Here is a 13,521-nt window from a genome sequence, read left to right as displayed (position 1 = left end):
CGGATCGACGAAACGAACTCGCCGACGCTTACGTCATACCGCCATGGGCGCCGTCAGCGGCTCGTGATGCCGGTAGTCGACCAGCGAGAAATCCGACGGCTCGATCTTCTCCAGCCATTCCGGCTCGTACACGCCGGTTTGCGCATAGTCCGGCACACGGTCGGCAATCGCGAAAGACGGGCTTTCGTACGGCTCGCGCGTGAGCTGCTGCTGCAGCATGTCGAGCTGATTTTCGTAAATGTGCGCGTCGCCGATGAAGTACGTGAACCAGCGCGGCGTGTAGCCCGTCAGACGGCCGACCAGATGCAGCAAGGCCGCGCCTTCGGTCAGGTTGAACGGCGTGCCGAGCCCGACGTCGTTGCTGCGGATGTAGAGGCACAGCGAAATCTCGCGGCGCGCGACGTTCGGCAGAAACTGATACAGCAGATGGCAGGCGGGCAGCGCGATCTGGTCCAGCACCGCGGGATTCCAGGCGTGGAACAGAATGCGCCGGTCGCCGGGGTTTTGCATGATCGTGTCGAGACACTGGCGAAGCTGGTCGATGGCCTTGTAGAGCAGCACCTTCGGCGTGCCGTTTTCCTCGAATTCGGTCACCACCTGAAAACCGCGCGAGGTGGCGTCAGCCAGCTGCGCGCTCGCGTTCGCGTCGAGCACCTTGTAAGCCGGCCACTGACGCCATTGCACGCCGTACACGTCGCCCAGATCGTCGGGCCCCTGACGATACGGATTGGCGAGCCATTGCGGATTCTGGTTCGCGTTGGCGTCCCACACCTTGCAGCCGAGATCGCGAAAGTCCGCGGCGCTGCGCGACGCACGCAGAAAACCGACCAGTTCGCCGATCGCCGACTTGAACGCCAGCTTTTTCGTCGTGACCGCGGGGAAGCCTTGCTGGAGGTCGAAACGCAACATGGCGCCCGGCATGCTGATGGTGCGGATGCCGGTCCGATTCTCCTGCCACGTACCGGTGTCGAGAATCGTGCGAACGAGGTCCAGATATTGTTTCATGCGGGTTCCTTCGACGGGACGCGCGTCCGGCTGGGATCGGCGTCTCGGAGATTGAGCGGAAAACCCGATTTTAACAAGCGCGGGCAGGCGCTGCCCGGCAACCATCTGCCGGCGCGAGGAAAAAACGGGGAGCGTTGCGCGAAACCGGGCAGGCACCGTACGCGGGCCGGCCCGCGACGCCCGAACCTGGCTCGCAAGCGGCGAGTGCTAGGTCGTCGGGTCGTCGGGTCGTCAGGCGCCGGATCGGCGGTCGATCAGAGATGCGGAACCGAAGCCGGCAATTCGCCATGCGGCGCGGCCAGCGGTTCGCTTTCCATATGACGCATGCCGTGCGCGCACAGCAGGCGGTACAAGGTGACACGCGAAATGCCGAGTTCCTGCGCGGCATCGCCGAGCCGGCCGCGATGACGCAGCAGCGCGAGTTCGATGGCCTGCCGCTCGGCGGCCTCGCGCGCCTGCGCCAGCGACACCGGCACGATCTCGACATACTCGGCGAGTTCGAGATCCCGCGCCGTGATCGCGCGCCCTTCCGACATCACGATGGCGCGACGCACGCGGTTGATCAACTCGCGCACGTTGCCCGGCCAGCCGTAGTTATGCAGCGCGGCGATCGCGTCGGGCGCGAAACCGCGCAAGCGGCGGCTCGCGTCTTTCTTGAAGCGCTCAAGCATATGGCGCGCGAGCAGTTCGATATCCTTACCCCGTGCACGCAACGGCGGTTCGTCGATCTGCAGCACGCACAGACGGTGATACAGGTCGGAACGGAAGCGCCCTTCGATCATTGCCGCCGTCATGTCGACGTGAGTGGCCGAAATGATCCGCACGTCCACGTCGATCGAACCGTGACCGCCCAGCCGCTCCACTTTGCGCTCCTGCAGAAAACGCAGCAGGCTCGCCTGGCTTTCCAGCGGCAGGTCGCCGATTTCGTCGAGAAACAGCGTGCCGCCGTTGGCCGCTTCCACGCGGCCGATCTTGCGCTGATTGGCGCCAGTGAACGCGCCACGTTCGTAGCCGAAGAGTTCCGATTGCAATAGATGCGGCGGAATCGCGCCGCAGTTGATCGGCACGAACGGCGCACTGCGACGCGCCGAACGTTCGTGGATAGCCACTGCCGTCAGTTCCTTGCCCGTGCCCGATTCGCCGGAGATAAACACCGGTGCGTCGGTCATTGCGACTTTGCGGATCGAACGGAACAGCGCGAGCATGGCGTCGCACGAACCGACCATTTCACCCTCGGCGCCTTGCGAGGCGTCGTTCGACGCGGGTTCGCCCAGCGAGACCATGCCATATGCATGACCAACGGAATCGACGATGCGATCGCCGGAGTAAGGCACCGTTACATAGTCGAAACAATAGTCGCGCACGAGGCGCCGCAAAGCGGCGTCCTGAAGCTGGCCGGGCATGGTTGCCGCGACCCAGCCGACGTTCGGCATGGTCAGGCAGGACTCGAAAGCGGCAATCTCGTGTGACTGAAAATGGCTGGAAAGATCGAGCAAACCACCCGCTGCCATTCCGGCGCGCACAGCACGGCGCACGTCGCGCGCCGACCCCACGACTTCCACATGCCAGCCGCGCTGATTAAAACGAGTGTGCAATTCCGCGCTCGGATCTCGCGAAACGTAAATCAGTTGCCGCGTTGCGGGTTCCATTATTCAGATCCTCTCGTCAACGAACGTTAAGGATGACGCACGCACCTGAACGAGGTTCAGACACGCTGACTCGGCCGGGATTCGCAATAGCAAAACCCGAACGGTCATTCCATTCCGTGCGGACAGCTGATCCCCAAGAAAGCGGCGTGTGTGTTTGAGACGGCCTTTAACAGGCTTTTTTAAATCTGAAGCTGTTTTCGAGAGCTTACTATACGCGCGCCGCTTGGAAAACAAATATGCGAATTTAATCGGGGACTCTTTGCCCAGCAAGGCCTGGCGGGCGATTCACGGTTATTAAGCCTACAAATAAAAACATTGTGGAAGCGCTTTTCCTAGTGTTCACCCGAAGGTAGTTCGTACCGTCGCGATTAACGAATTATAGGTATTTTCTGCCTGCCGTTTCAGCGCTGAAACATTTTTGTCCGATTTCTCCTTCCTTACTCCGCGGATTGCGGTGCGTATCCACGCGCATCAATGGATTGCGACTCATGGCACACGTTTCGCTAAATGCCATGCACCAAGGAGACACATCATGCGACTCGCTTTACGCATCGATCCGGGCACCACTGCACCATACGCAGCCATTTGCACCGCAATAGCACTGTTTATTGCACTGCCTGCACCCGTGTGCGCCCAGCAGGCCGGACTGGCGCAATCCGCCATGGTGGCCGATTCCGCCGATACCGGATCCGCCACTTTGGTGACTTCACAAGCCTCGACGATGTCTGCGCCGGATTCGGCCGCGCTCGTCGACGGCCCGCTCGCCGCGCCGGCGCTCGGCATCACCGCTGATGCATTTGTGAACGACTTTTCACTCGACGACCAGATGCTGTCGCGGCAACGCGGCGGCGCGGTCGGCATGCTGATGGTGGCCGCCACGCCGCAACTCATGCGCGGCAGCAGCGGCAGCACGGTGACGCTGTGGGACGAGATCGCTCCGCCCGCTCAATTGCCGATTCCAGTCGATGCCGCGCGCGCTGCCCAGGGCAACGTCGCCAGTTACCAGAGAAAGTAGCCGGAACAATTTAACGATGCAAACCGGCGGCGTGGCGAAGCCCACACACCGCAAGCTAAAGAAGACTAAAGCCAAGGACCGATCATGATTTCCTCACCTCAGAAGCGGCGCGCCTTCGGGCCGCCGGTGGCATTGCTCGCCCTGGCGCCGGCCGCCATCGCCGCCGTCGCCGCTCTGTCCGGTTCGCTTCTCGCCTTCGACGCTCACGCGCAACAGGTCGTGAATCCCGGCGACATCATCGTCGAGCGCACGGTCACGCCACGCGACGCCTTCGTTCCCGTGCCGAGGAACCAGGACCCGGTTGCCGTGCGTGCCACCACTTTCCCTGCCAACACGTTCAATCCGGCCGTCGCCCAACTGGTGGGCGACACCGATCTGACGAATGCGCATGGATCGAGCGGCGTGGCGGAGGGCGGCGTCCTCGGCGGCACCGGCATGCAGGCAGTCACGCAGATTCTCAGCGGCAAGGCGACCGGCAACAACGTCGCGCTCAACGCAGGCGGCATCGGTGCGCCGGGCCCCGGCATCGGCGGCACGATCACCTCGTCGGTGACGGGCTCGCTCGCGCCGCTCTCGAACGTGCTGAGCGGCGCGCTGGGAGGTCTGAAATGAGCCCGCGCGATCCACGCAAGCCGGCCTTGAGACTCGGCCCGCAACCGCTTCACACGATGCTCCTGCTCTGCCTGAGCGCAGCCGCGCTCGCGGCCGGGCAGGCCCACGGGCAATCGGCGCCGGTCATCGGCGCCAACGCGACGATCGGCAACGGCGCCGGCGCGGGCACGACAGGCGCCTTCACGGTCAACGAAACGGCCGGCCTCGACAACGTGCAGGCCAATCAGGTCACGGTCTCGAACGGCGGCGTGGTGCGCAACGCCAACCTCAGCGGACAAAGCGCGTCGGTGAACGCGAAAGTCACCAGCGCGCGGGCGTCGATCGAGGCCAATGCTTTTTCGAACACATCCGGCGCGGTGCTGGTGAACCAGTCCGCCGGAGCAGGGAATCTGCAGCGCAACAGCACGCAACTCGGTACTGCGGCGCTCGGAGTCGAGACCGTCTCGGATGGGGAGCTATCCGCGACGGCCCCGAAAAACGGAGGTTTGGGTCAATCCATCGGGGTTCATAGCGTGCGTGAAGCAAACATCTCCAGCGATGCCTTCAGAAACGCGAGCGGGATCGTGCAGATCAACCAGACAGCCGGCGCCGGTAATGCCACGGCAAACAGTTTTGTGCTCCGTCCCCCGGCGGGCACTTTTTTTAACTGACCACACTTAAAGTATCGGAGCGAATCATGAAGCGCACTCTTATCGCTGCAGCCGTACTCGTCGCCGCTTCCAGCAGCGCGTTCGCCGCATCGCCGAAGGCCTACCTGTTCAATGCGACGCTGATCGGCGAAGCAGTCGGCGTGGAAGGTCTGGTTGGCCTGTATGGCTGCGTGCATGTCTCGAGCACGGCCGGCGCCGTCATCAACAACACCCAGTCGGTCAACGTCAACGCTTCGCTGGTCCCGCAAGCCCAGAGCTATAACACGGGCAACGTGAAGACCAGCTACAACAACGCCACGTTCGCAGTGAGCGGCACGGGCGCCAACAGCAGCTACCACACGAGCGGCTTCTCGACCGCGCAGCAAGGCGGCGGCAGCTTCTCCGCTTCCGGCTCCGAATCGACCAGCAGCAGCTCGTCGCATAACTCGACCAGCGCCTACAGCTACGGCAACACGGCTTCCGCCAGCGAAGGCAGCGTCTATCACCAGGCGAGCGACAGCGGCCGCACCAACAACAGCGCCTACTCGAACACCTCGAACATGGCGCATAACGACAGCAGCACGCACACCGCCAGCCAGGGCGCGAACTACACTGCCACGCAGTCGCAAGGCGCACAGGGTTCGGCCGGCATCGGCGTCGCGACGTCGAGCGGCGGCAACCTCGGCAACGGTCATGCAGCGATCGGCATCGCCGGTTACGAGCAGACCTCGTCGGGTTCGAGCGGCTCGATCGCGGCGAACGAAGGTTCGTCGAGCGCGAACTCGCACGGCTCGTCGAATGCATCGAACGGCACGCACTCGTACGGCGAAGCACAAACCGCCTATCGGGACGGTTCGCAAAGCTGGGCAGCCACGGCATCCGACAGCGGCTCGGGCGGCCGGTCGTCGAGCGGCAGCCAGAGCCAGTCCCAGAGCGCGTCGGGTTCGGCCAGCGGCTCGCTGTCGTTCTCGTCGAACTACTCGACCGCTTCGGCCACCACGAGCTCGTCCGGCTATAGCGTGAACGACACGCTGAACGTGACCGATCAGACGACCACCGGCAGCGTGACGCAGCACATCAACACGCAAGCCGCCGGCACGCTGAACGCCACCACCGGCACGAACGCGGCCAACGGCGTCTCGGGCAACCTCGGCATCAACATCGCCGAAGGCATCAGCAACGCCCAGAGCAACGACGTGTCGCTCGCCTCGGTCGATATCGGCAACGTGTTCGGCAATGCGCAGATCTTCAACAGCCAGACCTCGGCCGGCATGGCAAAGATCAACAACTTCAATCTGAACGCGTCGATCGGAGATGGCTCGCTGTCGGGTGTGACGGGCAATGTCGGGGTGAACGTCGCCTCGGGTATCGGCAACGTGCAGAACAACAGCCTTGCCGGCGCCGTGACGACCACCAACCCGATGAACGCGCAGACCACCGCCATGGTCGCCACGGACGACAACTCGCAGAACGCCAACATGGCGGTCAAGGGTCAATTCCAGGGCACCGCGATGCTGGGTTCCAACTCGCTGGCTAACGCGTCGGGCAACATCGGCGTGAACATTGCCGGCGGCGCGGGCAACCTGCAACACAACGGACTGGCGATCGCCGCGCTGAACAGCGGTCACTGAGCGGCTCGCGGTACGCGGACCGATACAGGCTGACAGCAGGCAACACAGTCTGAAAAAGCAGTAAGAAGGAAACGCGCCGGCGGCCACTGAAGCCGCCGGTGCGAGCGGAAGGGGGAGACCAGCATGACCGGGTTCAAGGGGTTCCTGGCGCTACGGTTCGCCGTAGCGCTGGCCAGTTGCACGCTCTGCGCGGGCCACACCTATGCGCAGGCGAGCATCGACACGTCGACCTTCACGGGTGTTCCGCTGACCAAGACGGTCCGCTCGATGAAGGACATCCGCTATAGCCACATCGTCAGCCAGCAGTTCGACTACAGCTGCGGTGCGGCAGCGCTCGCGACCCTTCTCAAATTCGGTTACGGCATCGACATTCCGGAGACCGAACTGATTCGCCGGATGATGGTGTTCTCGACACCCGAGGTCGTGGTCAAGAACGGCTTCTCGATGCTCGACATGAAGAAGTTCGTCGAAACCATCGGCTTGCGCGGACGCGGCTTTCGCGTGAACGCCGACGCCCTCACCCATCTACAGATTCCCGTCATGGTGCTGATGAACATCGACGGGTACGAGCATTTCGTGATCGTCAAGCACGTTCAGGACGGCCGCGTGTTCATCGCGGACCCGGCGCTCGGCAATCGCATCGTGCTCGAAGAGGACTTCGCCAGGACCTGGAACGGTCTGGTGTTCGCGGTCCTCGGCAAACCCTTCAGGGAGGATTCCCCGCTCTTGCAGGACAACGAGTCGCTCGCGCTCAAGCTGCGCGCCAGTGCGCTGGCCAACGGCACGGCGGCGACTCCCTTCGTCGAGTACGGCTTGATCAAGGCAGACCTGTTCTGACCCAAACCATGAAGCACTCTCTCAACACGCTTCTTACGACACGCCTGACGCCGCTCGCCCTCGCCGTCTGCACGATGCTGTGCAGCGTCAGCACGAACGCCGTCGCGTCGGAAAGCAGCGCTCGCGACATCGACACCGCGCCCGTCAAGGTCCAGATGGTCGACGACGACGTGCTCTCCACCCAGACCGGCAAGTACGCCGGCGCCACGATGATTTCCGGCTTCGTTCTCAACGTGATATCGCAATGGCAGTTGCCCAACGGCGTGACCGCTCTCGCCCAGGGCACGCTCGGCGCGGTGCAGAACGCAGCCGGCCAGGTCCACAGCACCGTCAGCACGCTCGCGAGCGTGAGCGGCGGCAATTCCGGCAATGCGGCCAACGCCGGCGCCAATCCCAACGCGCAGGCCACCGGCGGACAGAACATTTCCGTCAACGGCGTCTCGCAGATCACGCAGGTGGCCGGCGATCGCAACACCGGCACCAACTCCGCGCTGATCGATTTCAACAATAACGCCGTAACGCTGACGGGCGCCGCCACCGCTCCGTCCGCCGTCGCGAGCAATTCGACCGGCTCGATCAAAGCCGGCATTTCGTTCGGCAGCAACGGCGTGAGCGTCGCGCTGCAGACACCGGCTGGGCTCGCAACCCAGACCATCACGCCAGGCAACGGGCAGATCGCCCAGTTGCTGCAGATTGCAGGCAATAACCAGCAGGTCGCCAACGCATTGCAACTGCATTTGCAGACGCAGCAAATGTCAGCCGCGATGATCCGGCAACTCGGCGTACTACAAGCACTGCAGAACTCAAGGAGATGACGAGGCGGGCCGCCACCCGCCGCTCGCAGCACCAGCAGTAAAGATACGGCCGCGCCTTGTCGGGAGACAGACGCCGCGCGGCCGGAACACCGGGGGAGTACAGAATGAATAATCGTTTAACGACAAAGGTGCCGCGTACGGCACTGGCGGCTATTCCTGCCGCCGTGATGCTGTTCGCACTTTCACAGGGCGCGGGCGCGCAGGCGCTCGCGGGACAGTCCGTTGAAGAACGGCTCAACACGTTGATGCGGGTGGTCGACGAGCAGCAGCGGCAGATTCACTCGCTCGAGCGTCAGGTGACCAACCTCGAAATGGCGCAACGCGGCCGTGGCGCACCGGGCTACGGCGCGCCGGCGGGCAGTGAGGCGGTAGCCGAGCAGCCCGGCGCCGACGGCCTGCCCGTCCCGCTGCCGCCGCTCGCCCAGGTCAATCCGGGCGCGCCGGCGCCTGGCGGCACCACCGGGACGGCGACCGGCGTCCCGGTGTATCCGCCGCCACCGGACGGCAGCAATGCAAGCGCCGCGGCAGGCGGACTGCCCGCCGCCACCGACGGCAGCGGCGCGGTCGGCACGACGCAGAAAGCCGCCGAGCCGGTGCGCACCCAGGCCGAAGAAGCCGTCGTGCAGCGCGAACACGCGCCGCTCTTCGATCACAAGCTGACGATGGACTGGGGCATCAGCGACACGTATTACGATCGCCGGCAATTGCAGTTGTCGGGCTTCCTCGCACTCGACGCGATTTTCCTCGGCAACATCAACCTGGGCGAGACCAAGTCGCACCAGGTGATGGCCGACCTCGATACGCGCTACGGCCTGACCGACCGTATGAGCATCGACGTCGACGTGCCGTACATCTACCGGCACAGCAACTTCATCGTCGGCGGTGCGGGCGGCGCGGCGAGCACGCTCTCGGACGCGTCGGTGAACGGCAACGCCATCGGCGACGTCAACTTCGGGATCTACTACCAGTTCCTGAAGGAAACCAACAGCCTGCCCGACATCGTCGGCAGTCTGCGTTTCAAGGCGCCGACGGGCACCTCGCCATTCGGCGAAAAGCTGGTCCAGGTGGACGCCAACAACACCAATCTGGTCGCCCCGAACAAGCTGCCCACCGGCACCGGCTTCTGGAACGTCACGGCCGGCGTGTCGCTGCTGAAGACCTACGATCCGGTCGTGCTGTTCGGCAGTCTTTCGTACACCTACAACATCGCCCGTTCCTTCGCCGACATCTCGTCCGTGCAAGGGCAGACGCAACCGGCCACCGTCAAGCTCGGCGACATCGTGCAGTTCGGCGGCGGCGTGGCGCTCGCGTTCTCGGACAAGGACTCGGCAAGCATCTCGTACACCATGGCGCTCGAACCCGAATCGAAGACGCGCGCGCCGGGCGGCTCGTACGAAAAGGTGCCGGGCAGCGAGACCACGGCGGCCGCGCTGAATTTCGGCCTGAACCACGTCGTCAACAAACACCTGACCATCAACGGTTCGGTCTCGGTCGGCCTGACGCCGGACGCGCCGAACTTCGTGGTCGGCGTGCGCTTTCCGTACACCTTTTAACCGCCAACGAATCGAGGTCGAACGTGCGTGAATCACCTCATCTGACCAGTGTGACGCCGGTGGCGGGAGTGGGCGCGGGAGCGGGAGCGCATCTGGCGCGTGCCCGGCCGGCGGAGGCCGCCGTCGAGCGTTGTGACGACGTGCCGGCGCGGCCCTCGGCGACGCTCACCGCGGTGACGGGCGGCATGGCCGCGCCGCGCGCGCAAACCGGACGCACGCTGCTGTACGTCGCCCGAACGCCCGACGACACCCTCGTCGCGCATCTGAAGAGCCGTGGCTGGCAAGTCGCCGTGGCGCGCTCGGCGCACGAACTCGGCAAGCTCGTGAAGCCCGACGTGGCTTGCGCCGGCGTCGTCGATCTGGCGAGCTTTCCGCCGCGCGATCTGGGCGGACTCGAAGCGAGCCTGCGCCAGCAGCAGGTCGGCTGGATCGCGCTCGCCACCAACGAGCGCCTCAACGATCCGCTGGTGCGGCGACTCGTGCGCCACTACTGTTTCGACTACGTCAAGATGCCGGTCGCCCACGCGACGGTCGACTATCTGGTCGGTCACGCGTTCGGCATGGTGACCTTGTGCGAACCGGAGATCGCGCCGCCCGCGAGCGCATCCGGCGACGAGGAAATGGTCGGCACCTGCGAAGCGATGCAGCAACTGTTTCGCACCATCCGCAAAGTGGCGAACACCGACGCCAGTGTGTTCATCTCGGGCGAGTCGGGCACCGGCAAGGAACTCACCGCGCTGGCGATTCACGAGCGCTCGCCGCGCCGCAAGGCGCCGTTCGTCGCGATCAACTGCGGCGCGATTCCGCATCATCTGCTGCAGTCGGAGTTGTTCGGCTACGAGCGCGGCGCGTTCACCGGCGCGAACCAGCGCAAGATCGGCCGGGTCGAAGCGGCCGACGGCGGCACCTTGCTGCTCGATGAAATCGGCGATCTGCCGATGGAAAGCCAGGCCAGCCTGCTGCGCTTCCTGCAGGAAGGCAAGATCGAGCGGCTCGGCGGTCGCGAATCGATTCCCGTGGACGTACGCATCATCTCGGCCACCCACGTCGATCTCGAAGGCGCGATGCGCGAAGGTCAGTTCCGCGCCGACCTGTTTCACCGTTTGTGCGTGCTGCGCGTGGACGAACCGCCGTTGCGCGCGCGCGGCAAGGACATCGAAATTCTCGCGCATCACATCCTGCACAAGTTCAAGATCGACAGCGCGCGCAAGATTCGCGGCTTCACGCCGTCGGCGATCGAAGCGCTCTACAACTACAACTGGCCCGGCAACGTGCGCGAACTAATCAACCGCGTGCGTCGCGCGATCGTGATGGCGGAGAACAAGCTGATTTCCGCCGACGACCTCGACCTCGCGCAATTCACCGCGCAGCAGGCGATGAGCCTGTCGCAAGCGCGCGAAGCCGCCGAGAAACGCGCGATCGAAGCGGCGCTGCTGCGGCACAGGCATCGGTTGAACGAGGCGGCGGTCGATCTGAACATTTCGCGCGTGACCTTGTACCGTTTGATGGGACAGCACGGACTGCGCGAGATCAGCGCCGCCGACAACGACACGCCCGCGGATTAGCGTGCGCCGGAGCGCCGGAAACGAACGGGGAGACGGGCGCCGGCGCCGCACCGCGCGGCGGCCCGGTGCTTGCGACGGACCGGTCACGCGGCTCAGGTAGAATCGGTACGGTTCCGTTCTCCCTTTCATTCGATGACGACGCTCACCCTGATCGTCGCTCGCGCCAACAATGGCGTGATCGGCCGCGACAACCAGTTGCCCTGGCGACTCCCCGAAGACCTCGCGTTCTTCAAGCGCACCACCATGGGCGCGCCCATCATCATGGGCCGCAAGACGCACGAGTCGATCGGCCGGCCGTTGCCGGGTCGCCGCAACATCGTCGTGACGCGCGACGCCACGCGCCGCTTCCAGGGTTGCGACGCGGCCACCACGCTCGAAGCAGCGCTCGAACTGGCGGCTCAGGATCAGGCGCCGGAAGCGTTTCTGATCGGCGGCGCGCAGTTGTATGCGGAAGGTTTGCGTCAGGCGGACAAACTCATCATCACCGAGATTTCCGCCGACTTCCAAGGCGACGCCACGTTCCCCGAACTCGATGAAGACGAATGGGAAGAAGTCGCGCACGAAACGCACCGCGCGCACGCGCCGAACGATTTCGACTACGCCTTCGTGACGTACACGCGCAAAGGCGCGTGACGATCACGCCGGATAGCGCAGAAACAGAAACGCCACGCAATGCGTGGCGTTTCCTTTTTGTGCCGAAGCTTCTGCGCGGCCACTTCAGCCCGCGCAGTCAGAGGCCCGCTTACTGGCCGGCGATCGTCATCCGTTCGATCAGCACCGAGCCGGTTTGCTTGGTGCCGCGCGTGATCGTGTCCGCGCCGACCGCGACGATGTGGCGGAACATCTCCTGCAGCGTGCTCGCCACCGTGATTTCTTCCACCGGATACTGGATCTTGCCGTTCTCGACCCAGAAGCCCGACGCGCCGCGCGAGTAGTCGCCCGTCACGTAGTTCACGCCCTGCCCCATCAACTCGGTCAGCAACAGGCCCGTGCCGAGCTTTCTCAGCATTTCCTCGAAGTCGTCTTCGGGACGCGTGGTGGAGCTGCGCAGCGAGAGATTGTGCGAGCCGCCCGCGTTACCGGTGGTCTGCATGCCGAGCTTACGCGCCGAATAGGTGGACAGGAAGTAGCCTTCCACCACGCCGTCCTTCACCACCGAGCGCTGCTTCGTGCGCACGCCTTCTTCGTCGAACGGCGCGCTGCCCATGGCGCGCGCCACGTGCGGATCTTCGACCACCTGAATGTGCGGAGCGAACACCGGCTTGCCGAGGCTATCGACGAGAAACGAGGTCTTGCGATACAGCGCGCCGCCGCTGGTGGCCTGCACGAAAGCGCCGAGAATGCCGGCGGCGAGCGGCGCCTCGAACAGCACCGGCACCTTGCGCGTATCGAGCCCGCGCGCGCCGATGCGCGACAGCGCGCGTTGCGCCGCGTAGCGTCCGACCGCTTCCGGATCGGCGAGATCGCCCGCGCTGCGGGTCGAGGTGTACCAGTCGTCGCGCTGCATGTTGCGTCCGCTGCCGGCGATCGGCGCGCAGGCGATGTAATGGCGCGAATACGGGTAGCCGGCGAGGAAACCGCGCGACGTAGCGAGCACGAACTGCGAATGCTGCGCCGACACGCTCGCGCCTTCCGAGTTCTTGATTTGCGGATCGGTCGCGAAGGCCGCGTCTTCCGAGCGACGCGCGATTTCCACGGCTTCGTCGGCGCTCAGATTCCACGGATGATAGAGATCGAGGTCGCGCGGTGCGGTTTCGAGCAGTTCGGCTTCGGCGAGACCGGCGCAATCGTCTTCCGCGGTGAAGCGCGCGATGTTGTACGCGGCCGCGACCGTGTCTTTCAATGCCTGCGACGAAAAGTCCGAGGTACTCGCGTTGCCGCGCTTGTTGCCGATGAACACCGTCACGCCGACCATCTTGTCGCGGTTATGTTCGATCGTCTCGACTTCGCCGCGCCGCACGGAGACGGACAGGCCGTCGCCTTCGGAAATCTCGGTCGCCGCGTCGGTGCCGCCGAGCGACTTCGCGTGACGAAGGATGTCCGAGGCGATTTCCTTCAGTTCATCCTGGGTATGCGGAAAAAAGCGCTGCTTGACGTCCATGTCTGCTGCCATTGTCGTTGCCATCCTGTTGGGGCCGGCGGCCCTGTGTGTTCGCAAATGCCTGGCGAGCCCGAGCGCATGTGCGTGCTCATCGGAAGCGCGTCCGCCT

12 protein-coding genes are annotated in these 13,521 nt (G+C 64.4%); 9 read left to right on the top strand and 3 right to left on the bottom strand.

Translation table 11 applies throughout. The features are described from left to right. Window positions 1-33: 33 nt before the first annotated feature. The gene (locus P3T18_RS24650) at window positions 34-1,005 is read right to left on the bottom strand and encodes a thymidylate synthase (protein ID WP_429302596.1); all 972 of its coding nucleotides are present in this window, start codon (window positions 1,003-1,005) and stop codon (window positions 34-36) included. Between the two features lie 254 nt (window positions 1,006-1,259). Further along, complete coding sequence (locus P3T18_RS24645; RefSeq protein WP_429302595.1) at window positions 1,260-2,654, bottom strand: sigma 54-interacting transcriptional regulator; 1,395 nt, start codon at window positions 2,652-2,654, stop codon at window positions 1,260-1,262. Window positions 2,655-3,186: 532 nt separating this feature from the next. Between P3T18_RS24645 and P3T18_RS24640 the strand changes: the two genes are divergently transcribed. The 9 genes from P3T18_RS24640 (at window position 3,187) to P3T18_RS24600 (ending at window position 11,944) form a co-directional block, all read left to right on the top strand. Beyond that, window positions 3,187-3,669, top strand: a complete 483-nt coding sequence (locus P3T18_RS24640; protein ID WP_429302594.1) for a hypothetical protein — start codon at window positions 3,187-3,189, stop codon at window positions 3,667-3,669. An 84-nt stretch (window positions 3,670-3,753) separates the two neighbouring features. Continuing rightward, complete coding sequence (locus P3T18_RS24635; RefSeq protein ID WP_429302593.1) at window positions 3,754-4,281, top strand: hypothetical protein; 528 nt, start codon at window positions 3,754-3,756, stop codon at window positions 4,279-4,281. A 56-nt stretch (window positions 4,282-4,337) separates the two neighbouring features. Further along, the gene (locus P3T18_RS24630; RefSeq protein ID WP_429302975.1) at window positions 4,338-4,931 is read left to right on the top strand and encodes a hypothetical protein; all 594 of its coding nucleotides are present in this window, start codon (window positions 4,338-4,340) and stop codon (window positions 4,929-4,931) included. A gap of 26 nt (window positions 4,932-4,957) precedes the next feature. Continuing rightward, window positions 4,958-6,541: a hypothetical protein gene (locus tag P3T18_RS24625; protein ID WP_429302592.1), complete on the top strand. Its 1,584-nt coding sequence runs from the start codon at window positions 4,958-4,960 to the stop codon at window positions 6,539-6,541. Between the two features lie 123 nt (window positions 6,542-6,664). Further along, window positions 6,665-7,378: a C39 family peptidase gene (locus P3T18_RS24620; RefSeq protein WP_429302591.1), complete on the top strand. Its 714-nt coding sequence runs from the start codon at window positions 6,665-6,667 to the stop codon at window positions 7,376-7,378. Window positions 7,379-7,452: 74 nt separating this feature from the next. Further along, window positions 7,453-8,193, top strand: a complete 741-nt coding sequence (locus P3T18_RS24615; protein ID WP_429302974.1) for a peptidase C39 — start codon at window positions 7,453-7,455, stop codon at window positions 8,191-8,193. A 104-nt stretch (window positions 8,194-8,297) separates the two neighbouring features. Then, window positions 8,298-9,746 (top strand): hypothetical protein, encoded by a 1,449-nt coding sequence (locus tag P3T18_RS24610; protein WP_429302590.1) that lies wholly within the window; start codon window positions 8,298-8,300, stop codon window positions 9,744-9,746. Between the two features lie 23 nt (window positions 9,747-9,769). Beyond that, a complete protein-coding gene (locus tag P3T18_RS24605; RefSeq protein WP_429302589.1) occupies window positions 9,770-11,311 on the top strand; it encodes a sigma 54-interacting transcriptional regulator in 1,542 nt (513 codons plus the stop codon). 132 nt (window positions 11,312-11,443) lie between these two features. Beyond that, window positions 11,444-11,944 (top strand): dihydrofolate reductase, encoded by a 501-nt coding sequence (locus P3T18_RS24600; protein ID WP_429302588.1) that lies wholly within the window; start codon window positions 11,444-11,446, stop codon window positions 11,942-11,944. Between the two features lie 109 nt (window positions 11,945-12,053). Here P3T18_RS24600 and pmbA read toward each other — a convergent pair whose 3' ends face one another. After that, a complete protein-coding gene (pmbA, locus tag P3T18_RS24595; RefSeq protein WP_429302587.1) occupies window positions 12,054-13,424 on the bottom strand; it encodes a metalloprotease PmbA in 1,371 nt (456 codons plus the stop codon). Between the last annotated feature and the right edge of the window lie 97 nt (window positions 13,425-13,521).

The sequence above is a fragment of the Paraburkholderia sp. GAS199 genome, assembly GCF_050436585.1.
Taxonomy (GTDB): domain Bacteria; phylum Pseudomonadota; class Gammaproteobacteria; order Burkholderiales; family Burkholderiaceae; genus Paraburkholderia.
The sequence above is the reverse complement of the archived record's forward strand: the minus strand, read 5'-3'. Positions and strand labels throughout refer to the sequence as shown.

Excerpts from the sequence above, each read along its gene's own strand:
- P3T18_RS24640 (WP_429302594.1), top strand. The coding sequence starts at position 3,187 with ATGCGACTCGCTTTACGCATCGATCCGGGCACCACTGCACCATACGCA.
- P3T18_RS24625 (WP_429302592.1), top strand. The coding sequence starts at position 4,958 with ATGAAGCGCACTCTTATCGCTGCAGCCGTACTCGTCGCCGCTTCCAGC.
- P3T18_RS24615 (WP_429302974.1), top strand. The coding sequence starts at position 7,453 with ATGCTGTGCAGCGTCAGCACGAACGCCGTCGCGTCGGAAAGCAGCGCT.
- pmbA (WP_429302587.1), bottom strand. The coding sequence starts at position 13,424 with ATGGCAGCAGACATGGACGTCAAGCAGCGCTTTTTTCCGCATACCCAG.
- P3T18_RS24600 (WP_429302588.1), top strand. The coding sequence starts at position 11,444 with ATGACGACGCTCACCCTGATCGTCGCTCGCGCCAACAATGGCGTGATC.
- P3T18_RS24620 (WP_429302591.1), top strand. The coding sequence starts at position 6,665 with ATGACCGGGTTCAAGGGGTTCCTGGCGCTACGGTTCGCCGTAGCGCTG.
- P3T18_RS24610 (WP_429302590.1), top strand. The coding sequence starts at position 8,298 with ATGAATAATCGTTTAACGACAAAGGTGCCGCGTACGGCACTGGCGGCT.
- P3T18_RS24650 (WP_429302596.1), bottom strand. The coding sequence starts at position 1,005 with ATGAAACAATATCTGGACCTCGTTCGCACGATTCTCGACACCGGTACG.
- P3T18_RS24645 (WP_429302595.1), bottom strand. The coding sequence starts at position 2,654 with ATGGAACCCGCAACGCGGCAACTGATTTACGTTTCGCGAGATCCGAGC.
- P3T18_RS24635 (WP_429302593.1), top strand. The coding sequence starts at position 3,754 with ATGATTTCCTCACCTCAGAAGCGGCGCGCCTTCGGGCCGCCGGTGGCA.
- P3T18_RS24630 (WP_429302975.1), top strand. The coding sequence starts at position 4,338 with ATGCTCCTGCTCTGCCTGAGCGCAGCCGCGCTCGCGGCCGGGCAGGCC.